Origin of the sequence: Methylobacterium sp. ME121, from assembly GCF_000974725.1 — a bacterium.
Classification (GTDB): Bacteria; Pseudomonadota; Alphaproteobacteria; order Rhizobiales; family Beijerinckiaceae; genus Methylobacterium; species Methylobacterium radiotolerans.
In genome coordinates this window covers 1-22,395 of the sequence record NZ_BBUX01000028.1, presented here as the reverse complement: position 1 = coordinate 22,395, position 22,395 = coordinate 1, and the positions used below count along the sequence as shown (strand labels likewise).

The 22,395-nt window shown below is 72.1% G+C and carries 18 protein-coding genes, 2 tRNA genes and 1 pseudogene; 15 read left to right on the top strand and 6 right to left on the bottom strand.

Annotated elements, in window-relative coordinates:
- Positions 1-3 precede the first annotated feature (3 nt).
- The 6 genes from ME121_RS33750 to ME121_RS17845 all read left to right on the top strand — a co-directional run bounded on the left by ME121_RS33750 (position 4) and on the right by ME121_RS17845 (position 3,023).
- Positions 4-228, top strand: a complete 225-nt coding sequence (locus ME121_RS33750; RefSeq protein WP_143739295.1) for a hypothetical protein — start codon at positions 4-6, stop codon at positions 226-228.
- 69 nt (positions 229-297) lie between these two features.
- Positions 298-735, top strand: coding sequence for a hypothetical protein (locus ME121_RS17865; protein WP_059409320.1), 438 nt, complete (start codon positions 298-300; stop codon positions 733-735).
- Positions 732-1,097, top strand: coding sequence for a hypothetical protein (locus ME121_RS17860; RefSeq protein ID WP_059409318.1), 366 nt, complete (start codon positions 732-734; stop codon positions 1,095-1,097). The genes ME121_RS17865 and ME121_RS17860 overlap by 4 nt, the downstream gene beginning before the upstream one ends.
- Complete coding sequence (locus ME121_RS17855; RefSeq protein WP_059409316.1) at positions 1,094-1,558, top strand: hypothetical protein; 465 nt, start codon at positions 1,094-1,096, stop codon at positions 1,556-1,558. The genes ME121_RS17860 and ME121_RS17855 overlap by 4 nt, the downstream gene beginning before the upstream one ends.
- A complete protein-coding gene (locus ME121_RS17850) occupies positions 1,548-1,805 on the top strand; it encodes a hypothetical protein (protein WP_059409315.1) in 258 nt (85 codons plus the stop codon). The genes ME121_RS17855 and ME121_RS17850 overlap by 11 nt, the downstream gene beginning before the upstream one ends.
- A gap of 12 nt (positions 1,806-1,817) precedes the next feature.
- Positions 1,818-3,023 (top strand): site-specific integrase, encoded by a 1,206-nt coding sequence (locus ME121_RS17845; protein ID WP_245337846.1) that lies wholly within the window; start codon positions 1,818-1,820, stop codon positions 3,021-3,023.
- A 90-nt stretch (positions 3,024-3,113) separates the two neighbouring features.
- Here ME121_RS17845 and ME121_RS17840 read toward each other — a convergent pair.
- Positions 3,114-3,189 (bottom strand) — tRNA-Asn (locus ME121_RS17840).
- Between the two features lie 292 nt (positions 3,190-3,481).
- On the opposite strand from ME121_RS17840, the gene ME121_RS17835 reads away from it, so the two are divergent.
- Positions 3,482-3,718: a hypothetical protein gene (locus ME121_RS17835; RefSeq protein ID WP_059409314.1), complete on the top strand. Its 237-nt coding sequence runs from the start codon at positions 3,482-3,484 to the stop codon at positions 3,716-3,718.
- Positions 3,719-4,037: 319 nt separating this feature from the next.
- Complete coding sequence (locus ME121_RS17830; RefSeq protein ID WP_012319436.1) at positions 4,038-5,717, top strand: methyl-accepting chemotaxis protein; 1,680 nt, start codon at positions 4,038-4,040, stop codon at positions 5,715-5,717.
- 49 nt (positions 5,718-5,766) lie between these two features.
- On the opposite strand, the gene ME121_RS17825 is transcribed toward ME121_RS17830, so the two are convergent.
- The 3 genes from ME121_RS17825 to rocF all read right to left on the bottom strand — a co-directional run bounded on the left by ME121_RS17825 (position 5,767) and on the right by rocF (position 7,792).
- Positions 5,767-5,840: transfer RNA gene (locus ME121_RS17825), tRNA-Cys, on the bottom strand.
- Between the two features lie 117 nt (positions 5,841-5,957).
- A complete protein-coding gene (locus ME121_RS17820) occupies positions 5,958-6,824 on the bottom strand; it encodes an urease accessory protein UreD (protein ID WP_059409312.1) in 867 nt (288 codons plus the stop codon).
- Positions 6,824-7,792, bottom strand: coding sequence for an arginase (gene rocF / locus ME121_RS17815; RefSeq protein WP_059409311.1), 969 nt, complete (start codon positions 7,790-7,792; stop codon positions 6,824-6,826). The genes ME121_RS17820 and rocF overlap by 1 nt, the downstream gene beginning before the upstream one ends.
- A gap of 405 nt (positions 7,793-8,197) precedes the next feature.
- Here rocF and ME121_RS17810 point away from each other — a divergent pair, with 405 nt between their 5' ends.
- Positions 8,198-10,354, top strand: a complete 2,157-nt coding sequence (locus ME121_RS17810; RefSeq protein ID WP_012319439.1) for a methyl-accepting chemotaxis protein — start codon at positions 8,198-8,200, stop codon at positions 10,352-10,354.
- A 25-nt stretch (positions 10,355-10,379) separates the two neighbouring features.
- On the opposite strand, the gene ME121_RS17805 is transcribed toward ME121_RS17810, so the two are convergent.
- Positions 10,380-11,789, bottom strand: coding sequence for an ATP-binding protein (locus ME121_RS17805; RefSeq protein WP_059409310.1), 1,410 nt, complete (start codon positions 11,787-11,789; stop codon positions 10,380-10,382).
- A complete protein-coding gene (locus tag ME121_RS17800; protein WP_012319441.1) occupies positions 11,786-12,541 on the bottom strand; it encodes a response regulator in 756 nt (251 codons plus the stop codon). The genes ME121_RS17805 and ME121_RS17800 overlap by 4 nt, the downstream gene beginning before the upstream one ends.
- Before the next feature lie 124 nt (positions 12,542-12,665).
- Here ME121_RS17800 and ME121_RS17795 point away from each other — a divergent pair, with 124 nt between their 5' ends.
- The 6 genes and pseudogenes from ME121_RS17795 to ME121_RS17770 all read left to right on the top strand — a co-directional run.
- A complete protein-coding gene (locus ME121_RS17795) occupies positions 12,666-13,910 on the top strand; it encodes an acyl-CoA dehydrogenase family protein (protein WP_043073768.1) in 1,245 nt (414 codons plus the stop codon).
- A gap of 114 nt (positions 13,911-14,024) precedes the next feature.
- Positions 14,025-15,890, top strand: a complete 1,866-nt coding sequence (locus tag ME121_RS17790) for a glycoside hydrolase family 15 protein (RefSeq protein WP_059409309.1) — start codon at positions 14,025-14,027, stop codon at positions 15,888-15,890.
- Positions 15,891-16,020: 130 nt separating this feature from the next.
- Positions 16,021-17,280 (top strand): aromatic ring-hydroxylating oxygenase subunit alpha, encoded by a 1,260-nt coding sequence (locus tag ME121_RS17785; protein WP_024829786.1) that lies wholly within the window; start codon positions 16,021-16,023, stop codon positions 17,278-17,280.
- A 2-nt stretch (positions 17,281-17,282) separates the two neighbouring features.
- Complete coding sequence (locus ME121_RS17780) at positions 17,283-18,422, top strand: FAD-binding oxidoreductase (RefSeq protein ID WP_029358872.1); 1,140 nt, start codon at positions 17,283-17,285, stop codon at positions 18,420-18,422.
- Positions 18,423-18,484: 62 nt separating this feature from the next.
- Complete coding sequence (locus ME121_RS17775; RefSeq protein WP_059409307.1) at positions 18,485-20,527, top strand: NADH:flavin oxidoreductase; 2,043 nt, start codon at positions 18,485-18,487, stop codon at positions 20,525-20,527.
- An 8-nt stretch (positions 20,528-20,535) separates the two neighbouring features.
- Positions 20,536-22,395 (top strand): annotated as a pseudogene (locus ME121_RS17770) (DUF3483 domain-containing protein); the annotation flags it as partial.

Here is a 22,395-nt window from a genome sequence, read left to right as displayed (position 1 = left end):
CGCATGAAGGTCCTTGGTTTGGTTGCCGGCTGCCATGAGTGCCCGAACAAGAGCTACTATTCGGGCGGCCAGTACGTCTGCGCGAAAGCAAACGCGCCGCTCCCGTTCAATCAGGGCCCCAATCAAATACCGGAGTGGTGCCCACTCGCCGACTATCCAGCCCGTGCCATGGGCCGATTGTCTGAGGAGAACGCCGCTCTCCGTCGCCAGCTTGAGCAGCGGGACTGAGATGGCGATCGGATCCTCCCTCGCCCTGGCCGCCGGTCTGCTCGCCTACACCGCAGGAGAAGCCGCGTGATGACTCTCCGCACGCTCAAGAAGCGCTCGAAGCAGGCGCTTCCGATCCTGCAGAAGCACTACCCAGATGTGCTGCGCGACCTCGGCGAAGTGTTTCTCGCCAAGCGCGGCGAGAACTACCACGGCTACGTGATCCGCTGCACGCACGGGGCCAGCGACCCAGGTGACGGCATGCGCCGCCACTGCTCCTGCAGCTACCACCCGCTGCCGGGCACGCCGATGACGGGCGAGGTCTCCGGCTACTACGAGCCCGAGTGGAACGAGCGGCCGGTCTACCAGACGCTGGTCGAGGCCGTCCGGTGGCACGATCGCCCGGCGACGATGACGGACCGGGAGTGGCGCCGCACGCTCGCCATCACCCGCACGGCGCCAATCACCGAGGCCGAGATGGCCGCTTGGGCTGCCGAGGACGAAGTGGATCTGGAGAACGCGGCATGAGCCCGTTCATCAGTCCGTGGCCCGCGCACGTCCCGCACATTGGCGGCATCCGCATCGTCGCCAGCGAGGCCATGCCGACCAACACCGTCGAGGACTGGACGGAGGTTCGCTCGCCTTCCCGGGCCGCGCGTCGGCGCCGTCAGGGCCATCGCCAGCGGATCATCTACCGGCAGGAGCCCCGGCGCGAGATCCTGTACGCCGAGGCGCAGAACCTGATGTTCATGCACCCGGTCGTGCTGCGCGAGTTCCAGGCGGCGCTAAAGCGACGCGAGGCGACCAACGACTATTGGGCCGCTGTGAAGAAGGCGCTGCTCGACGTCGGGTGCCGGCAGGCCGCGGCCAGCATGGGAGCCCGGGTATGACCTCCGCCCCCGATACCGGCCGGACGGCCGAGGAGATGCGGGACGACCTCGCTGGCGAGTTGGCAGACGTCATCCTTGAGGGTGGCGCCATGTCTCCGAAGATGCTCGCGGATCGGCTCATGGCCCGTCCGCTGGCCCCGCTCCTTTCTGAAGCCGCCCACCTCCGCGCCGAGAACGCCAACCTCCGGGATAGGGTGAGGGAAGTGGAGAAGGGCGTCGAGATGATGCGGGAGGCCTGCCTGAAGGCAGCGATCAGCGCGTCCTACGGGCCGCCGTCATCTTGGCCCGGCCCCTACCCGAAAGGCTGGAAGCATCCGCCCTGCTGGGAGCCGGGCCAGAAGCCGACGCCCGATCAGGCCGCATGGCACGACAACGGCGCCCGAGATGCCTGGTTCGCGATCCGCGCGCTGGCGGGGCCCCCTGTTGGTCTGAACGAGAAGGGAGGGACCGGTGCCGCGTAGCGTTCGGGCGGTCGAGCGAGCAGAGCCGACCTGCCTCTATCCGGACGAGAAAGAGCTCGCCGAGATCATCATGGGGCCGGCCCGCTCGAAGGGCTGGACCGGGCTCGCCGTAGTGCTCGAGCGTGGGGGCTTTCCGCGCATCGATCCGCAGTTCGGCGGCCGCTACTGGCCGGCCGTGAAAGCCTTTCTGGACCGGCGGTATCATGTCGGCGACGATGCCGGCGCTCGGCGGCCGCGCCGGGAATAGGAGATCCACATCATGACAGCCGAGGATGCGCTCTACAGCCCAGGGCTGAAGCGCATGAAGCGCCACAATGGGCGCATCGATCTCTATTGGGTGGCCGACGAGAAGCTCGTCGCGAAGGGCTACCCGACCAAGACGGTTCGGATCCCGAGCGATATGCCGCCTGAAGGCATCGCCGCCCGGTGTCAGATCCTGCAACAGGAGATGCTGGAGTGGGCAGGCGGGTTCGTGCCGTCCAAGAACTCAGCCGTCCCCGGCACCTTGGAATGGGTGTGCCGCGCGTTCGAGACCGACACGGACTCGCCCTATCACGACAGGCGCCAGGCGACCCGCGTCTTCTACTCGAAATACATCCGCACGCTGGTCGACACGGCGGGTCACATGCACCTCGCCGACATCCTCGGGCGGGACGTGCGCCGCTGGCACAAAGACTGGAGCGCCTCGACGGGCGAGCGGAGCGCCTATGCCTGCATCCAGACCCTGCGGCGGGTCGTGAGCTACGGGTGCGAGCTGCGGAACGCCGACGCGATCGAATTGGCGGCGGTGCTGGAGCGGACCGAGTTTCCGATGCCGCGGAAGCGCAAGCACCGGCCGACCTTCGAGCAGATCGTGGCGCTCCGCAGGGCCGCCCATGCGGCGGACCGGCCGAGCATCGCGCTTGCCGTCGCGCTCCAATTCGAGCTCGGCCTGCGACAGAAGGACGTGATCGGGGAATGGGTGCGGCCGACGCCGGCCCAACGCGCGGCGATCACCGGCGCGATCACCGATGGCGTCTGGGTTTGGCAATGGGGGCTGACCTGGAACCACATCACTGCCGAGCACCTCCTCGAGAAGCCGACCTCGAAGTCCAACGGGCGCGAGGTCGCGGCGCACGATCTGCGGCTGCACCCCGAGATCCTCGCCGAGCTGCCGCCGCGCGGGGTCGGTCCGGTGGTGGTCGACGAGCGGTCCAAGCTGCCCTGGAAGGCGACCCACTTCTCGCACACGTTCCGCAAGATCGCTCGGGCCGCCGGCTGGCCGGATGACCTCTGGAACATGGACAGCCGAGCCGGCGCCGTGTCGGAGGCCTTCGAGGCGGGGGCGGACGCGACCGACGTGATGCGCACGGCCACCCACACGCAGATGTCCACGACGATGATCTACAACCGCGGAGGGGTGGTCCAATCGAGCCGCGTGGCAGAGCTTCGAGCCGCCCGGCGGAAGGGACGCGAACAGGGCTGAAACAAGCCTCGGTAACAGGGGCCCGATCCGCGGTAACGCGAAGCTATTGCCCCGGCTGCTCTAAGCGCCTGATTGTATTGGGAGAAGTGATGGCTCCCCGAGCAGGACTCGAACCTGCGACAAGGCGATTAACAGTCGCCTGCTCTACCAACTGAGCTATCGGGGATCACGAGGGGGTCTCTACACACCGGGATCGCGGGGCGCAAGGGCCTCGTTGCAGGATCCGCGTTCAAACCGACGCGCGGCGCCCTGCGCCACGGGGCAGGCGCCCTCCCCGGGGCGTTCGCGAGGCCCGGACTGTGACTGATCGGCAACATTCGGGTCGACCCCATGCGCCGCTCCCGCCCGAGTCCGGCTGCGATCGCCTCGTTCGCGGGCGACGGAAGTCATCCGTCTGTCGTGACACGCCCCTACGCGAGCCACCTCGCCGGCGCGCCGGTGTGAAGACCCTGACACCCATGCTGACCCATCGCTGCCTCGACCCGCAGGACCCCTACGCCGAGCGCGAGGTGCGCGTCGCCTTCGAGTGGGCCGCCGATCATCCCTGCCTGATCGCGGCCCTGGACGAGCACGAGGCCGATATCCTGCCCTACCTCGTCGAGGCGCAGCGCGACGATCTCCGTCGCGAGATCGTCGCCGCCTTTCTGCTGCCGGAGCCGCGCATCCCCGGCCGGGCCGAGATCCGGTTGCCCTGATCGCCGAGCGGATGTGTCGCCGACGCTCGGGGCGCGGCGCTCCGGTGCGGTCCGGGCGAATTCAACCTCGCGCCCGTCCCAGAGCCAACTGTTGGCGCGCGCGAGACCGCACTGACAGTCCCGCGCGGCACGAGATCTGGATCGGCGCGGCGTATTGATCCTGTATAACGTCCGAATATTCCGGTATTTTGTCGGCCATCTATGCGCTTTTGCGTAGTGTAAAAGGGTCGAATTTGCCGGCTATATTCATTTTTCCGAAAAGATTGGCTTGGATATAGCTGCGGCAGCGCGATCCTCCGGTCACAGCGGTCCTCCTGCCATGCGTATCTCACTCGGCCTGAAGCTCTCTGCGGTGATCGGGCTGCTCGCCCTTGTGGCGAGCGGCATCGCGGCCTTCGCGATTCGCCAATCGAACTGGGAGCAGGAGCGCGCGGCCGCCACGGACCGGATCTGGAACGCCGGCCTGCAGGCCGGCGCTCTGGGCCAGGCGATTGAGCACGCGGTGGTGCAGGCCACGGCCCTCTACACCGCGGACGACACGACCGAGGCGCGCACCCGCCTGTCGGCGCTCCACGACGCCCTCGCCACGGTGGAGCAGGTGCGGGGGCCTTTCCTGGAGGCCATGGAGGATCAACTTCCCGCCGACCGTCGGCGCCGGTTCGACCTCTTCGTCAAGGAATTCATCGCCTACCAGACCGATACCGCCGAACTCGGCCTCACGGTCTCGCCGAAGGCCGCCCTGATCCAGGCGACCGACGAGGCGACCGTGAAGAACCGCGAGCGCATGGTGGCCGAGATCGGCATTCTCGGGCGGGAGGTGCTGAGCCGCCTGAACGCCCGTCGCGCCGCGGACGCGGCCGACCGCCGCCGGTCGCGGATCACCCTGGTGGTCGTGCCGGCCGTCGCGCTGGCGCTCGGCCTGCTCGCGGCGATCTGGATCATCCTGACTCAGGTGCGGCGGCCGCTGCATCGGCTCAAGGACGGCATGACGGCGCTCGCCGCCAACGATCTCGACCGCGCGATCCCGTTCACGCATCGCCGCGACGAGATCGGCGAGATGGCCGCCGCCATCGCGGCGTTCCGCACGGCGCTGATCGAGAAGCGCGACCTCGACGCGGAGGCGCAGGCGCGCCGCGACCGCGACCGCAGCCGGGCCGAGGCCCTGGCCGCGGCGACGCGCGCCTTCGAGGCCGAGACGCATCGCGCCGTCACCGATCTCGCCGACTCGGCCGAGGCGATGCAGGCGGCGGCCGACACCCTCTCGGGCAATGCGGGCGCGATGGCCGCCGAGGCGGCCGTCGTGGCCGGAGCGTCGGAACAGAGCGCGGGCCTCGTCGACAGCATCGCCAGCGCCGCCGAGGAACTCTCGGCCTCGGCGCGGGAGATCGAGGCGCGGGTCCGGCACACGAGCGCGATCGCCACCTCCGCCCTCTCCGACACGCAGGGGCTCAAGGAGACGGTGATGAGCCTCTCGCAGGCGGCCGAGGAGATCGGCGCCGTGGTCACGCTGATCCGCGAGGTCGCCGAGCAGACGAACCTTCTCGCGCTCAACGCGACGATCGAGGCGGCCCGCGCGGGGGCTGCCGGGCGGGGCTTCGCGGTGGTCGCCGCGGAGGTGAAGGCGCTGGCCGGCCAGACGGCGCTCGCCACGGACCGCATCACCGGGCAGGTCGGGTCGATCCAGGGGGCCGCCGGGCGCACGGTCGGCGCCATCGGCACGATCGGCGAGACGATCGCCCGGATGAGCCTGATCGCGTCCGAGGTGGCCGACGCCACCGACCAGCAGGGCCGCGCCAGCCAGGAGATCGCCCGGGCGATCTCCGGCGCGGCCGCGGAGGCCCGGCATGTCTCGGAGAGCGTGGCCGGCGTTCAGGCCGCGGCCGCGTCCAACGAGGCGCAGGCCGGCCAGGTGCGCGGCAGTGCCGCCCGGGTCAATGCCGGGACGCACAGCCTGCAGCGGGCGATCGAGACCTTCATGGTGGAGGTCCACGGCGCCTGAGGGGCGCCGCATCGGCGCGGCGCGGCCGGTTCAGTCTGTCGGGGAAGGATGGAGGCCTCGCCCGGAATCGAACCGGGGTGCAAGGATTTGCAGTCCTCTGCGTAACCACTCCGCCACGAGGCCTTCCCGAACGGCGCTGCCGTCCCGTCCGGAGCTTGGCGGACAGCTCCGGGTGCGCGTCTCTAGCAGAGGTCGGCGGTCGCAGGCAACGGCTCCGAGGCCCCGATTGTGCGGACCGCGTCAGCTCTGCCAGACCCGGGGCATCGGCAGGGCCCGGTAGCCCGCGAGGAAGCGGGCGACGAGCCCGCGCAGGGGTCCAACCGCGTCCCCCAGCGCGCGGACCGCCAGATGGCCGTTCCAGGCGCTCGCCGCCGCCGTCGTTCCGGGCGAGGCGGCCTCGGCCAGACGGGCCCGCGCCTCCTCGAGGCGCGCTTCCGCGCCGGGCGAGACGTCGAGGATCGTCGCGCAGGCGCGGGCGCCGCCGCCGATGGCCGGGCGGGCGAGGTGGTCGCTGATCGGCCCCTCCAGCAGGACGCTGTCGGCGTAGGCGAGCCGCCCGCCTCGGCGGATCCGCCAGGAATCCGCGAACAGACCGTCGACGATCCGCTCGCCCCGGGCGGCGCGGCCGAACGCGACGACCTCCGCGGCGATCAGCGCGGCGCCGTCGGCGAGATCGGCCTCGAAGCGCCGCCGCACCCGGGCCCGATCGAACAGGATCGTCTCCTGCGGCAGCCAGGCGAGGCCGGCCCCCTCCCCGAGGGTCAGGGTGTTGGCGATGCGGCTCACGGGGCCGTCCGAGCGGTAGATCTTCTCGGCCGCCGTGGTGGTCAGCACCAGGTCGGCCCCCGGTTCCAGGGCGAGGTCGATGGCGAAGCTGTCTCCGCAGGCCACGCCGCCCGCCGTGTTGACGAGGACCGCCTCCAGCGCGCCGGTCCCCCGCGGGAAGCGCAGACGCGACGGCCCGGCTTCCGCGAGATCCAGGATGCGCGTCCCGCCGCCCGTACGGGCCGGCCCGACGCGCAGCCGGACGCGCCCGTCGGAGCGCTGGCGCGCGGGCGCGGCCCCGAGCCTCTCGGGCGAGGGTGCGGGAGCGAGGGGACCGTGCATCAGGCGCGTCCGGCCGGCTCGGCGGCCACGGCCTCGATCGGCCCGGTCGGCCGGTCGAGGATGCGCCGGCCGAACAGGCTCGCCACCAGCTCGACCAAGACCCGGGCGCTGCGGCCGCGCTCGTCCAGGAAGGGGTTGAGTTCCACCACGTCGAGGGAGCGGACCAGCCCGGAATCGTGGAGCATCTCCATGATCAGGTGCGCCTCCCGGAAGGTCGCGCCGCCCGGAACGGTGGTGCCCACGGCCGGGGCGATCGACGGATCGAGGAAGTCGATGTCGAGGCTGACATGGAGATGCGCCCCCTGCGCGGCGACGCGGTCGAGCACCCGCCGCAGGGGCGCCACGACTCCGAACTCGTCGATCGTGCGCATGTCGGTGACGCCGACCCGGCGCGCCGTCACGAGGGCGCGCTCGCCGGCGTCGATCGACCGGAGGCCGAACAGGTGGACATGGGCGGGCGGCAGGGGCGCCGGTGCCGGCTCGGCGAACAGGGACGGGAATCCCGGCTCCCCGCACAGGGCGGCGAGCGGCATGCCGTGGACGTTGCCGGAGGGGGAGGTCGCCGGCGTGTTGAAGTCGGCGTGGGCGTCGAGCCAGAGCACGAAGACGGGCTGGCCGCGCCGCGCGCAGTGCCGCATCACCCCGTCGACGGAGCCCAGGGACAGGCTGTGATCGCCGCCGGCGGTCAGCGGGAGCGCCCCCGCGTCGAGGGCGTCCCCCACGGCCCTGGACACGGCCCGCGTCCAGGCGGCGACACCCTCGAGCCCGCGCGTCCCGGCGGGCCCGTCCGGGACCACGTCGCCGCGATCCGCGATCGCGTGGCCGAGTTCGGCGAGCGCCCGGACGAGACCGGCCGTGCGCAGGGCCGCCGGTCCCATGAGGGCGCCGGGCTCGCTGGTGCCGACCTCGATCGGCGCTCCGATCAGCGCGATGCTGCGCGCCGCGTCCGGCAGGGCTTCGCCGCTCATCACACCTCCATCGCCGTCCCGGAGCACCGGTGCTCCGCGGCCGCTCTACCATCCGGACTCATAACCGTCCGATGACGGTGACCGCGAGACCGGATCGGCCAGCAAGATCCGTGACGGAGCGCCCGGGCCGGGATCTGGGTCGCGAGACGATGCGCGCTCCAGGGGCGCGCCGGATGCCGGGCCTCCGCGCCACGCGCAAGGTTCCGGCGACGATCCGACCGGCAGAACCTTGCCCGGCCGGACGATCGACCACTCATAACTTGGGTTTGTGGCGCTAGGATCGTCTCGTAAGTTGTATGTTTCGAGTCTGCTGAAGTTTCGGGCGGCGTATTGGTGTTTACGAGATTTTTATAAGGATTGGGCGATTGGTAAGCCTCAAGCAATTTCTAAAATATCAGGGGCATCATGATCACGCTATCGCGGCTGAGCACGCGCCTTCCCGCGACAACCGTCGGCCTGGCGCTCCTGAGCGCCACCGCCATGGGGGGTTTCAGCTGGTACTCGGCGCGGGCGGGCCTGATGACCGCGGCCCACGAGCGCCTCGAGCTCGCCGCGGCGGCGCGCCGGGACGCGATCGAGCTGGTGGCGGACCGGGCGCAGGCCGACTTCCTGGCGGTGGCGGCGCACCCGCAGATCGTCTCGAACTTCCCCGACCTGCTCGAGAACCTCGATCCGGCAAAGCCCGACACCGCGAGCGTCATCGAGGCCTTCCGCGCGCCGCAGACCGCCGAGGCGCGAGTCGCCCTCGACGGCAGCGGCATGTCGTCGATGTATGCCCGCCGGCACGTCAAGGTCCAGGAAGTGGCGCGCAAGCTCGTCGCGCAGCCGGGCTACGCCGACCTGCTGTTCCTCGACGACAACGGCCGGATCGACTACACCACGACGAAGGGCGCCGATTTCGGCAAGTCGGTCACGGACGACGGCTTGGCGGGGACGGCGCTCGCGCGCCTCGTCGAGCGCCTGAAGTCCGCCGACCCGGGCGCGGTCCTCTACGAGGATTTCGCCGCCTACCCGGTGGACGGGGTCCCGGCCGCGTTCATCGGCCGCGCCATGACCAAGCGGGCCAACGTCGCCATGGGCACGGCGCAGGCCGCCGAGCGGATCGGCTTCATCGTCATGCGGGTCACGCCGACCCTGTTCGACCAGACGCTGTCGAAGCGGACGGGCCTCGGCGACACGGGTCAGATCCTGGCGGTCGGCGCGGACGGCCTCCTGCGCAGCAACCCGCCGTTGAACCCCGCCGTGCACGCCGGCGCGGGCCTCGCCGGGATCGGCCTGGCCGCCGACCGGATCAAGGCCGGCGGTCCCGTCGACTTCGCGGCGGAGAACGGCGCCCACATGGCGGCCGCCTCCGCGGTGACCGTCCTGGGCGCGCCCTGGACGGTGGTGGCGGAGCAGACCCAGGCCGAGGCGATCGACGCGGTCCAGGCCCTGTCGCGCACGCTGATCCTGACCGGCCTGTTCGTCCTGGCCGGAACCGCCCTGCTCGGCCTCCTGCTCGCCCGCTCGATCGTGGCGCCGCTCGGCGCCCTCACCCGCGCGCTCAAGGCCCTCGCCGATCGCCAGGCCCTCACCGACGTGCCGGGCAGCAAGCGGCGGGACGAGATCGGTGACATCGCCCGGGCCGTGGTCACGATCCGCGACATGTCGCTGGAGGAGGCCGCCCAGCAGCTCCAGACCACGGAGGCCGCGCGCCTGCGCGAGGAGCAGAGCCGGCGCGCCATGCTCAAGCAGCTGGCCGACGGCTTCGAGCACTCGGTCGGCGGCATCGTCGAGGGCCTGACCGGCGCCGTCACGGAGCTTCAGGGAGCCTCGGACACCATGCGGGCCGCGGTCTCCAGCACCTCCGAGCGCTCGACCAGCGTCGCCGGGGCGGCGCAGCAGACCTCCGACAACGTCAACACCGTGGCGGCCGCGGCCGAGGAGCTCGGCGCCACCGTCCAGGAGATCGGCCGTCAGGTCGAGCAGGCGGCCGGGATGTCCGCCACCGCGGTCGGCGAGGCCCGCCGGGCCGAGCAGACCATGACCGACCTCGCCGCGGCGGCGACGCGCATCGGCGACGTGGTCGGCATGGTCTCGACGATCGCCGGGCAGACGAACCTGCTGGCACTCAACGCCACGATCGAGGCCGCCCGCGCCGGCGAGGCCGGTCGCGGCTTCGCGGTGGTCGCCGCCGAGGTCAAGGAACTCGCCGCCCAGACCACCCGCGCCACCGAGGAGATCAGCCGTCAGGTCGCCTCGATCCAGAATGTCACGGGCGACGCGGCCGGGGCGATCCAGGGCATCACGGCCCAGATCGAGGCGATGAACCAGGTGTCGACCAGCATCGCCGCCGCGGTGGACCAGCAGGGCGTCACCACGCAGGACATCGTCCGCAGCATGGGGCAGGCTTCGGCCGGCACCGGCACGATGACCCTGGAGATCGCCGAGGTTGCCCGGGTCGCCGGCGATGCCGGCGAGGCCGCGGACTCGGTCGCGCTGGCGTCCGACGCCCTGGCCACGCGCTCGGAGCAGCTCCGCGCCGAGGTGGCGCAGTTCCTCCGCAACGTGCGGGCGGCGTAGGCCGGACGCGACCCCCGGGGCGGCCTCAGGCCGCCTCGGCCGGGAGCGGCGCGGGCTTCTGCGCCGCGCGACCCGCGAAGGCCTGGGCGGCCAGGGGCAGCTCGATCGCCGCGCAGAGCCCGCCCTCGGGGCGGTTCTCCAGCCGCAGGCGCCCGTTATGGGCCTCGACGATGGCCTGCACGATCGAGAGGCCGAGGCCGAAGCCGCTCGCCTCGTTGAGATTGCGCGCCCGGTCGCCGCGCACGAAGGGCTGGAGCATCGCCTCGCGCTCCGCATCGGGGATCCCCGGGCCGTTATCCAAGATGCAGACCCGGACACCGCGCTCGGAAGCCTCCATCTGAACGTCGGCCCGCCCGCCGTACTTCACGGCGTTGTCCACGAGGTTGGTCACCGCCCGCTGGAGCTCCTCGGGCCGGCCCTGGACCAGGACGTGCCGGCTGCGGCTGACGCTGACCGGGGCGCCGAAATCCGAGAAGTCGTCGCAGACCGTCTGCACCACCGAGGCGAGATCCACGAGGCTGTGGCTGTTCGCGTCCCGGATCTGGCCGTCGCGCACGAAGGAGAGCGCCGCCTCGACGAGGCCGTTCATCTGGTCGAGGTCGCGCAGGGTCGAGGCCCGGGCATTCTCGTCCTCGATGAACTCGGCACGCAGGCGGAGCCGGGTGATCGGCGTGCGCAGGTCGTGGCTGATCGCTGCCAGCATCTGGGTCCGATCGTCGATCAGGCGGCGGACGCGCGACCGCATCCGGTCCAGCGCCCGGGACACGGCGAGGACCTCGCGCGGGCCCGCCTCCGGCAGCGCCACGTGGTCGTCGCGGGCGCCGAACGCCTCGGCGGCGCCCGCGAGCCGCTTCAGCGGCGCCGTGAGGGCGCGGGTGGCCCAGACGCAGAGCAGCGCCAGCGTCAGCGCCAGGAAGACCACGGTGAAGATCAGCGCCCCCTGGCGGGGGCCCCGGAGGGGATCGTTCGGCAGCGTCGCCTGGAGCCGCGCCCCCGTCGGCGTGACGACGCCGATATGGAGACGCGCGTCCGACCGGCCGCGCTCGGGATCGGCCGCCGAGAGGTCGGTGATCGTCACGGGCCGACCGGCGCCGTTGCGCAGCTTCCGGATCACCGGCAGGTCGGGCGGCGACGTCGCCCCCGACGGCACCGTCCCGTCCCAGGGCTCCACGTGGATCAGCGGCAGGCTGCGACCGCTCGCCAGGAGGGCCGGTCGCGCCGCCGGGTCTGCGGCGTCCATGAGCCTCACCAGGACCCCGAGGCGGCTCGCGGCCACGCCCGGCAGCGTGTCGGGATTCTGCGACTCGTGCAGGATCAGGAAGGCCGCGGTGGCGACCACGTGGGCGACCGCGATGCCGGCGACCACGAGCAGCGCGATCTGGCCCGCGATGGTCTTCGGGCGCAGCCGCGCGCGGAGCCGCCCCAGGCCGCTCATGACCGCGTGACCTCGGGCGTGAACAGGTAGCCGCCGGACCGGATCGTGCGGATGAACTCGGGGTTGCGGGTGTCGCGCTCGATCTTCTGGCGGATCCGCGAGATCAGCACGTCGATGCTCCGCTCGAACGGGCCCGCGGCCCGGCCCTGGGTGAGGTCGAGGAGCTGGTCCCGCGACAGCACCCGCCCCGGCCGGAGACACAGGGCGTGGAGCAGGTCGAACTCCGCCCCGGTGATCGAGATGCGGGCGCCCTCGGGGGAGAGCACCTGTCGCAGGGAGACGTCGAGGGTCCAGCCGGAGAAGTGCAGCCGCCGCCGCTCGTCCGCGTCCGGCGCCTCGGCGGCGACCCGGCGCAGGATCGCGCGGATCCGGGCGAGCAGTTCCCGCGGGTTGAACGGCTTGGCGAGGTAGTCGTCGGCGCCGAGTTCGAGGCCGAGGATCCGGTCCACGTCCTCGGACTTCGCGGTCAGGATCAGGATCGGGATCTGCGAGGTGCCGCGCAGGCGCTTGCACAGGCTCAGACCGTCCTCGCCGGGAAGCATCAGGTCGAGCACGATGAGGTCGATGCGCGCCTCCGCCAGGACCCGGTCCATGTCGGTGCCGTCCCCGGCCAGCGTGACGCGGCAATCGTTGCCGCGCAGGTAGCGCGCGATCAGCGCCGAGATCTCCCGATCGTCCTCGACGACGAGGATGTGGGGTGTTGCGGGTGCGCTCATCGCAAAGGAGTCGGTCTGCGGGTCGGCCTGCATCATCAGGCTATTATGACGCCATCCGCCGATTATTCGAAGGTGGGGCACGGAACCATTTTGTAAGCGCGTGTTTCCCGCACGGACCTGAACTGAGTTGCCGAACGGCGTCACATCGCAGGGGGGAACGATGACCGGAACCGAGGATCGGAAGGACCTGATCGCGCCGCGGCCGCCGGAACTCGCCTCGCCCTGGCGGACCGAGGCTCGGGCGGCGCTGCAGGCCGAGGCCCGCGCCTTCGCCCGCGACACGGTGCTGCCGCTCGCCGACGAGCTCGACCGCCACAAGGCCGAGATGCCGCGCGCGCTCATCGACGCCATGGCCGAGAAAGGCTGGTTCGGCATCACGATCCCGGCGGAGCACGGCGGCCTCGGCCTCGGCGTGTTCGAGTACTGCCTGGTCTCGGAGGAACTGGCCCGGGCCTGGCTGTCCGTGGGCAGCATCCTGGCCCGCGGCCAGGGCCTCGGCACCCAGACCCTCGACCCGGATCGCCGGGCGGAGCTGCTCCGGCGCTCGGCGCGGGGGCAGTGGATCGGCTCGATCTCCCTGTCGGAACCCGATGCCGGCTCCGACCTCGCCGGCGTGCAGACCCGGGCGGTGCGCGACGGCGACCGGTGGCGATTGACCGGCACCAAGCGCTGGGCGGGCTTCGCCAAGGGGGCCGACTTCATCGAGGTCCTGGCCCGGACCCGCGACCCGGAGCCGGGGGAACCGCGCTCCGCCGGCCTGGAGCCGTTCCTGGTGCTCAAGGAGCGCGACAGCTTCCCGCCCGGGGTGACCGGCCGGGTGATCGACAAGATCGGCTATCACGGCTTCCAGACCTTCGAGCTGAGGCTGGAGGACGTGTGCGTGCCCGAGAGCGACCGGCTCACCGGGCTCTACGGCGACCAGGGGGCGGACGCGGATTCCGGCGGGTTCGCCGCCGTCCAGCGCGGCCTCAACATCGCCCGGGTCCACACGGCGGCCCGGGCCGTCGGCGTCGCCCGCGCGGCGGTCGAGGATTGCCAGAGCTACCTCCAGGAGCGGGTCCAGTTCGGCCACCCGATCGGCGACTTCCAGGCGCTGCGCTTCGCGCTGGCCGACATGGCCGCCGACGTCGCGCAGGCGCGGGCCTTCTGGCACCAGGTCGCCCACCTTCTCGACCAGGGGGAGCCCGCCGAGAGCGAGTCGGCGATGGTGAAGCTTCTGGCCACCGAGATGGCGGTGCGGGTCACCAACCAGGCGATGCAGCTCCACGGCGGCAACGGCTACACCACCGAGCGGCGGGTCGAGCGCTACTGGCGCGACGCGCGGCTGACGACGATCTTCGAGGGCACGAGCGAGATCCAGCGGCGGATCATCAGCGACCGGATGCTGCCGCGGCCCGGGGCCTGATCGCCCGCGCGCCCGTGCGGCGAATCGTCGAGCGGGACTCCCCGCCCGGCGTCGCCCGGCTACCTCACGAACCTGTCCTGCCCGGCGGACCGGGTGCCGCCATCCGGAAGCTCCGTGTCGAAGCCCATCAGCGATTACGCCCTCATCGGCGACACACATTCCTGCGCGCTGATCGCCCGCGACGGCTCGATCGACTGGCTGTGCTGGCCGCGTCACGACTCGCCGGCGCTGTTCGTGAAGCTCCTCGACGACGTGAGGGGCGGTGCCTGCACCGTCGCCTTCGACGGACCGGCCGGGAGCGCGCGCCGCTACCTGCCCGACACCAACATCCTGGAGACGACCTTCACCACCGAGACCGGCCGGGCGCGCCTCGTCGACCTGATGCCGGTCAACCCGCCGAGTCCGGAACCCGACGAGGGACCGGACGGCGAGAGCGAGAGCCGCCTGATCCGGCTGCTGACCTGCGAGCAGGGCCGGGTCTCGGGCGCGTTCCGGGTGCGGCCGACCTTCGACTACGCCCGCCGCCCCTGCACGCCGCTGGTCGAGGGCGGTTCGGTCCTGTTCGAGGCCGGGGAGTGGCGCGTGCGCGTCAACGCGCAGGCGTGCCCGACCCTCGCGGGCGACGCGGCCGAGATCCGGTTCGACCTCGCGGAGGGCGAGACCGCCTACCTGGTCCTGACGCACGGCGAGGATCAGGACGAGGCCTGCATCGAGGACTTCGCCGGCGCCCGGCGGCGCCTGGAGACGACCGCCGATTACTGGCGCCGCTGGAGCGCCCGCAGCACCTATCGCGGCGCCTACCGGGACGCGGTGATGCGGTCCGCCCTGTGCCTGAAGCTGCTGACCTACTCGCCCTCGGGCGGCATCGTGGCGGCGGCCACCGCCGGCCTGCCCGAGGCGGTCCCGGGCAACCGCAACTACGATTACCGCTTCACGTGGATGCGGGACGCCTCCTTCACGGTCACCGCCTTCGTGATGCTGGGCTACGTCAGGGAAGCGTCCGAGTTCCTGCGCTTCCTGCGCGAGCGCGACGGCACGTTCGGACGGGAGACGCGGCTGATGTACGGCATCGCCGGCGACATGCCGCCGGAGGAGGAGCTGAGCCACCTCGCCGGCTGGAACGGCGTGGGGCCGGTGGTGATCGGCAACCTCGCCGAGCACCAGGACCAGCACGACATCTACGGCGAGCTGCTGCGGGCGCTGTGTGTCTTCCTCGAGGCGGTGGATTACGACCCGCCCGAGAAGGTCAACGACCGGCTGCCGGAGGTGCTGGACAACCTCACCGCCCGGGCCATCCGCCACCGCCACGACGCGGATCACGGCATCTGGGAGCTGCGCACCGGGCCGCGCCAGCAGGTCCACACCAAGGCGATGATCTGGGTCGCGCTGCGGGACGCGGCCCGGATCGCCCGCAACATCGCGGGCGTGCCGGAGGCGAAGATCGCCGAGTGGGAGCGGGTCGCCGCGGAGATCCGGTCGGAATATCTGGAGAGGGGCTGGAGCGTCGAGAAGCAGGCCTATGTCGGCGCCTACGACTCGCATCACCTCGACGCCGCGGTCCTGCGCGTGGCCCTGTTCGGGGCCCTCGACCCGCGGGAGCCGCGGATGCGCGCGACCCTGGCGGCGATCGAGTACGAGCTGGGCGTCGGCGACCTGATCTACCGCTACCGCATGGAGGACGGGCTGGAGGGCGACGAGGGCACGTTCACGGCCTGCGCCTTCTGGCGGGTCGGCTGCCTCGCCCTCGACGGGCGGACCGGCGAGGCCAAGGCGGCCTTCGAGCGGCTGATCGCCCGGTGCAACGATGTCGGGCTGCTCGCGGAGGAGATCGACCCGGCCAGCGGCGCGCAGCGCGGGAACACGCCGCAGGGCTTCTCCCACATGGCCCTGATCAACGCCGCGCTGCGTCTGGAGGACAGCATCGCGCGCTTCGGCGCGGACGAAAGGCCGGAGAGCGCGGCCCGGTCGGCCGCCGAGTAGCGCCGCTCCAGCTCCCGGCGCAGGCCGGTCCGCGCCACGTCGCGGTTGACCAAGCGAGTGTCGCTGGCGTGGCAGCGGGCGGTCGGTCCGGCGGCGATAGTTTCGGGGCCTGAATGGCTCCGGAGGTCCCATGCTCGACGTGACGCCGACCCCTCTGCAGCGTCTCCTGCGGGAGCGCCGTCGCGGCTACAGCCTGCCGGCCGAGTTCTACCTGAGCCCCGAAATCTTCGACGCCGACATGGCGGTGATCTTCGGCCGCCACTGGATCTACGTCGGCGTCGAGCCCGACGTGCCGGAGGCCGGCGACGTCATGGTCGTCGACATCGGCACGACCTCCGTGGCGATCGTCCGCGACGACGACGGCGCGGTCCGGGCCTTCCACAACGTCTGCCGCCACCGCGGCGCCCGGCTCGTCCACGAGGAGAAGTCGACCGTCGGCAACCTCGTCTGCCGCTACCATTCCTGGACCTACGACCTCACCGGCGCCCTCATCCACGCCGACCACATGGGGCCGGATTTCAGGCGCGGCTGCCACGGGCTGAAGCCCGTCCACATCCGCTCGCTGGAAGGCCTGCTCTTCGTCTGCCTCTCCGACGATCCGCCCGCCGATTTCGACGCCATGGCGGCCCGGCTCGGCCCCTACATCGCGCCCCACAACATCCGCGACACCAAGGTCGCCTTCCAGAAGGACATCGTCGAGCCGGGCAACTGGAAGCTCACGATGGAGAACAACCGCGAGTGCTACCATTGCGGCGCGAACCATCCCGAGCTGACCGTGCCGCTCTTCGCCTACGGCTTCGGCTTCGCGCCCGAGGAGATGGACGAGCACGACCGCGCCCAGGCCGAGCGCTACGGCAGCCTGCTCCGGACGCGCCACGGCGAGTGGGAGGCGGAGGGGCTGCCGTCGAAGGAGATCGACGAGCTCGACACCATGATCACGGGCTTCCGCACCGAGCGGCTGCCGCTCGACGGCGAGGGTGAATCCCACACGATCGACACCAAGGCCGCCTGCCGGAAGCTCCTCGGCAGCCTGACCAACGCCAAGCTCGGCGGCCTCTCGGTCTGGACCCAGCCCAATTCCTGGCACCACTTCCTCGGCGACCACATCGTCACCTTCTCGGTGCTCCCACTCGACGCCGAGCGCTCGCTCCTGCGCACCAAGTGGCTCGTCCACAAGGACGCGGTCGAGGGCGTCGACTACGACCTCGCCAACCTGACCGGCGTCTGGGAGGCCACCAACGACCAGGACAGCGAGCTCGTCGGCATCTGCCAGCAGGGCGTGCGCAGCCCGGCCTACGAGCCCGGCCCGTACTCGCCCCACACCGAGATGCTCGTGGAGAAGTTCTGCACCTGGTACGTCGGCCGCATGGCCGCGCATCTGGGGCGCTGATCGTGGCCGCGGCCTCCGCCAGAAGTCCCGGATCGGCAGAGCCGGCCGCCGCGTCGCTCGCGGCCAGCGCGCCCTGGGATGCCGAGACGGACGACGTCCTCACCTGCGTCGCGGTGCGGGCCGAGACGCACGACGTGAAGACCTTCGTGCTCGCCGCCCGCGAGCCGCGGACGTTCCGCTACCGGCCGGGCCAGTTCCTCACCTTCGCCTTCGAGATCGGCGGGGAGACGCTCCACCGCTGCTACACGATCTCCTCGGCCCCGACCCGGCCCCACACCCTGGCGATCACCGTCAAGCGCGTGGCCGGCGGGCCGGTCTCGAACTGGCTGCACGACCATCTGGCGCCCGGCGACAGCGTTCGGGCGCTCGGTCCGATGGGCGACTTCTCGTGCTTCACCCATCCCGGGGCGAAGTACCTGCTCCTGTCGGGCGGCAGCGGCGTCACGCCCATGATGGCGATGGCGCGCACCTTCCACGACCTCGGGGCGGGCCGCGACCTGGCCTTCGTGCACTCGGCGCGCAGCCCGGCCGACATCGTCTTCCGGGACGAGCTCGCCCTGATGGCCCGCCGCGACCCGGCGCTCAGCGTCCACGCGATCTGCGAGGCCGACGCCCCGGGCGAGGCCTGGACGGGCCCGCGGGGCCGGCTGACCCCGGCGCTCCTGCGCGAGACGGTGCCCGACTTCCTCGAGCGCACGGTCTTCGTCTGCGGCCCGAAACCCTACATGGACGCGGTGCGGGCGATGCTGGCCGAGGCCGGCTTCGACATGGCCCGGTACCACGAGGAGAGCTTCGACTTCGGCGCCCTGCCGGAGGCCGAGCAGGACGCCGCCCGCGAGGCGGAGCACGCCCTCGACGACGCGCCGGCCGCGGGCGTGCGCAGCTTCCGGGTGGAGTTCGCCAAGACCCGCCGGGTGCTCGACTGCCCGGAGGACACGACGGTGCTGGACGCGGCCCGCAAGGCCGGGATCCGCCTGCCCTCCTCCTGCGCCAAGGGCCTGTGCGGCACCTGCAAGTCGAAGGTGACCTCCGGCACCGTGGCGATGACCCACGCGGGCGGCATCCGCCAGCGCGAGATCGATGCCGGCATGGCCCTGCTGTGCTGCTCCAGGCCGACGAGCGACCTCGTCATCGAGCGGTGAGGCCCGGGCCGCGCCCGGCCCCTCCCCGCATCGCACACCCCCTCGCCTTCGGGAGTGCTCCCGTGATCGCCAACGCCGACGCGCTGCTGAAACCCCTGACCATCAAGGGGCTGACGATCCGCAACCGGGTGATGTCCACCAGTCACGCGCCGGGCTACGGCCGCGACGGCAAGCCCCAGGAGCGCTACCAGCTCTACCACGCCGAGAAGGCCAGGGGCGGGATCGGGCTGACCATGTTCGGCGGCTCCTCGTCGGTCGCCCCTGACAGCCCGGCCGCCCCCTGGAACCAGATCTCGGTCGCCGACGACGCGGTGATCCCGTTCTTCCGGCAGTTCGCCGACCGGGTCCACGCCCACGGCGGCAAGCTGATGATCCAGCTCACCCATATGGGCCGCCGCACCAAGTGGGACACCGAGCACTGGCTGCCGACGCTCGCGCCCTCGCCGCGCCGGGAACCCGCCTCCCGCACGATCCCGAAGGAGATGGAGGCGGAGGACATCGCCCGCGTGGTGCGGAGCTTCGCCGCGGCCGCGCGCCGCTGCCGCGAGGGCGGACTCGACGGCTGCGAGGTCTCGGCGGCCCACGGCCACCTGATCGACCAGTTCTGGTCGCCCGCGGTCAACCGGCGCACCGACCGGTACGGCGGCAGCCTGGAGAACCGGATGCGCTTCGGCATCGAGGTCCTGGAGGCGATGCGCGCCGAGGTCGGCGACGCCTACGTCATCGGCATCCGCATGTCCGGCGACGAGATGATCGCCGACGGTCTCTCGCAGGAGGATTGCCTCGCGATCGCCTCGGAATATGCCAGGCGCGGCCTCGTGGACTTCCTCAACATCCTGGGCGGGCAGGCGCGGGACCACATCGCCCACGCGATCTCCCTGCCCAACATGTCCTTCCCGGTGGCGCCGTTCCTGTTCCTGCCGAGCGCGATCAAGCGCGAGGTCGACGTGCCGGTCTTCCACGCCCAGCGCGTCACCGACCTCGCGACCGCGGCCCGGGCAGTGGCTGAGGGCCACGTCGACATGGTAGCGATGACCCGGGCGCACATCGCCGACCCGCACTTGGTGCGCAAGCTGTCCGAGGGCCGGGCCGACGACATCCGCCAGTGCGTCGGCGCGGGCTACTGCATCGACCGCATCTACGTCGGCGGCGACGCCCTGTGCATCCAGAACGCCGCCACCGGCCGCGAGGCCACGATGCCCCACGAGATCCGAAAGGCGGATGTCCGCCGCCGCGTCGTGGTCGTCGGCGCCGGGCCGGCCGGGCTCGAGGCGGCCCGCGTCTGCGCCGAGCGCGGCCACGCGGTCGTGCTGTTCGAGAAGGGCGCCCAGCCCGGCGGACAGATCACCCTGGCGGCGAAGGCCGGCTGGCGCGAGGCGATGTCGGGCATCACCCGGTGGCTAGTCGCCCAGGTCACCAAGCTCGGCGTCGACCTGCGCCTGAACACGGCCGCCACCGAAGAGGCGGTCCGCGCCGAGAAGCCCGACGTGGTGATCGTCGCCACCGGCGGCAGCCCGTCCCGCGGCCACGCCAAGGGGGCCGAGGCGCACGCCGTGACCACGGCCGAGGTGCTCTCCGGCGCGGTCGAGCCGACCGGCTCGGTCCTGCTCTACGACGAGATGGGCCAGCACAACGCCGCCTCGGTCGCCGAGCTCCTGGCCAAGCGCGGCTGCCTCGTGGAGATCGCCACCCACGACCGGATGGTGGCCGAGGAGGTCGGCACCACCAACCAGCCGATCCACCTGCGCGAACTCTACAGGCTCGGCGTGGTGATGACGCCGAACATGGAGCTGATCGAGATCTACCCCGAGGGCAACCGCTTCGTGGCGGCCCTGCGCAACACCATGACCGACGCCGAGGAGGAGCGCCTCGTCGACCGCATCGTGGTGGATCACGGCACCCTCCCGGTGGACGGGCTCTATCACGGCCTGAAGGCCTGCTCGGTGAATCGCGGCCGGACCGACCAGGGCGCCCTGCTCCGCGGCGAGCCGCAGCCCTTCGACCTGTCCGGCGGCTACACCCTCCACCGGATCGGCGACGCCGTGGCCGGCCGCAACATCCACGCGGCGCTCTACGACGCCCTGCGGCTGTGCAAGGACATCTGAGCTGAGCCATGGCCGGTCCCGTCTCCCTGGCCACCGTCTTCCCCGGCCTCGTCTGGGCGATGGCGGCGCTGGCCCTCGTTCAGGTCGCGCGCCGGGCGATCCTCTGGCGGGCCGGCGCGACCGCCCCGGTGGCGTGGCTCGAGGGCCTCGCCAAGCTGCCCCGGCGCTACCTCGTGGACGTGCACAACGTCGTGGCGCGGGACGCCTACGCGTCGCGGATGCACGCGGTGGTGGCGGGCGGCCTGCTCGTGGCCTCGGTCCTGACGGCCCTGGCGATCCTGCCGCCGCTGGGCGGGTTCGCGCCCTACTGGATCCTCGTCGCCCTCGCCTTCGCCGTCACGGCCGCCGGCGCGCTGCTCGTCGGCGCCCGCCGCTACCCGCGCCGGACGCCGCGCCTCTCGGCCGGGCGTTTCCAGATCCTGCCCGTCCTGCTCGTCGCCTACGCCCTCGGCGGCGCGGTAACGGCCCTGGCGCTGGCCACCGGCGGCGGCCTCCTCGCCCCCGTCGCCCTGGCGCTCGCGGCGGCCGGCGGCCTCGGTCTCGCCTTCGAGGTGCGCCACGGCCCGATGCGTCACGCCGCGGCGGGCGCCCTCCACCTCGTCGCCCATCCGCGGCCCGGCCGCTTCGCGGGGCGGCCGGACACCGCGCTCCAGCCCCTCGACCTCGAAGCGCCGCGGCTCGGCGTCGCGACGCCGGCGGACTTCACCTGGAACCGGCTGCTCTCCTACGACGCCTGCGTCAGCTGCGGGCGCTGCGAGACGGCCTGCCCGGCCTTCGCGGCCGGCCAGCCGCTCAACCCGAAGCGGCTCATCCAGGACCTCGTCGCCGGCCTGTCGCCGGCGGAGCCCGCCTACGCCGGCGCGCCCTATCCGGGCGGCCGCGAGGCCGCGGGCGGGCGGGGTCCCCTCGCCCGCCTGATCGGGCCCGACGCCCGGATCCATCCCGACACGCTCTGGTCCTGCACGACCTGCCGCGCCTGCGTCGAGGAATGCCCGATGATGATCGAGCACGTCGACGCGGTGGTGGCCCTGCGCCGCCACGAGACCCTGGAGCGCGGCGCCCTGCCCGAGAAGGCGATCGCCCCGGTGACGGAGCTGCGCCAGGCCGGCGATCCCGGCGGCCGGCCGCTCCGGGCCCGCACCGACTTCGCCGCCGGCCTCGACCTCCCGCTGATCTCCGGCCGGGAGAGCACCGACGTGCTGCTCTGGCTCGGCGAGGGCGCCTACGACCTCCGCTACGGCCGCACGCTCCGGGCCCTCGTGCGGCTCCTGCGGGAGGCGGGCGTGGACTTCGCCGTCCTCGGCCCGGAGGAGCGCGACACCGGCGACCTCGCCCGGCGGCTCGGGGACGAGGCGACCTTCCAGGACCTCGCCCGGACGAACGCCGCGACGCTCGCCCGCCACCGCTTCCGGCGCATCGTCACCGCGGATCCGCACGCCCTGCACGCCCTGCGCAACGAGTACCCGGACTTCGGCGCCCGCTACCCGGTGGTGCACCACTCCGCGTTCCTCCTGGAACTGGTCCGGGACGGGCGCCTGAATCCGGGGCGCCTGCCGGACCGGGCCGTGACCTATCACGACCCCTGCTACCTCGCCCGCTACAACGGGGAGACGGAGGCACCCCGCGCTCTGCTCGACGCGATCGGGCTGACCCGCGTCGAGATGGCCCGCTCCGGACGCCGCGCCATGTGCTGCGGCGGCGGGGGCGGTGCCCCCGGTGAGCGACATCCCCGGCGAGCGGCGCATCCCCGACCTGCGGATGGCCCAGGCGGCCGAGACCGGTGCCGGAACTGTCGCGGTCGCCTGCCCGTCCTGCACGGCGATGCTGGAGGGCGTGACCGACCGCGAGGCCGAGATCCGCGACATCGC

Excerpts from the sequence above, each read along its gene's own strand:
- ME121_RS17830 (WP_012319436.1), top strand. The coding sequence starts at position 4,038 with ATGCGTATCTCACTCGGCCTGAAGCTCTCTGCGGTGATCGGGCTGCTC.
- ME121_RS17855 (WP_059409316.1), top strand. The coding sequence starts at position 1,094 with ATGACCTCCGCCCCCGATACCGGCCGGACGGCCGAGGAGATGCGGGAC.
- ME121_RS17800 (WP_012319441.1), bottom strand. The coding sequence starts at position 12,541 with ATGATGCAGGCCGACCCGCAGACCGACTCCTTTGCGATGAGCGCACCC.
- ME121_RS17860 (WP_059409318.1), top strand. The coding sequence starts at position 732 with ATGAGCCCGTTCATCAGTCCGTGGCCCGCGCACGTCCCGCACATTGGC.
- ME121_RS33750 (WP_143739295.1), top strand. The coding sequence starts at position 4 with ATGAAGGTCCTTGGTTTGGTTGCCGGCTGCCATGAGTGCCCGAACAAG.
- ME121_RS17810 (WP_012319439.1), top strand. The coding sequence starts at position 8,198 with ATGATCACGCTATCGCGGCTGAGCACGCGCCTTCCCGCGACAACCGTC.
- rocF (WP_059409311.1), bottom strand. The coding sequence starts at position 7,792 with ATGAGCGGCGAAGCCCTGCCGGACGCGGCGCGCAGCATCGCGCTGATC.
- ME121_RS17845 (WP_245337846.1), top strand. The coding sequence starts at position 1,818 with ATGACAGCCGAGGATGCGCTCTACAGCCCAGGGCTGAAGCGCATGAAG.
- ME121_RS17835 (WP_059409314.1), top strand. The coding sequence starts at position 3,482 with ATGCTGACCCATCGCTGCCTCGACCCGCAGGACCCCTACGCCGAGCGC.
- ME121_RS17795 (WP_043073768.1), top strand. The coding sequence starts at position 12,666 with ATGACCGGAACCGAGGATCGGAAGGACCTGATCGCGCCGCGGCCGCCG.
- ME121_RS17820 (WP_059409312.1), bottom strand. The coding sequence starts at position 6,824 with ATGCACGGTCCCCTCGCTCCCGCACCCTCGCCCGAGAGGCTCGGGGCC.
- ME121_RS17805 (WP_059409310.1), bottom strand. The coding sequence starts at position 11,789 with ATGAGCGGCCTGGGGCGGCTCCGCGCGCGGCTGCGCCCGAAGACCATC.
- ME121_RS17785 (WP_024829786.1), top strand. The coding sequence starts at position 16,021 with ATGCTCGACGTGACGCCGACCCCTCTGCAGCGTCTCCTGCGGGAGCGC.
- ME121_RS17865 (WP_059409320.1), top strand. The coding sequence starts at position 298 with ATGACTCTCCGCACGCTCAAGAAGCGCTCGAAGCAGGCGCTTCCGATC.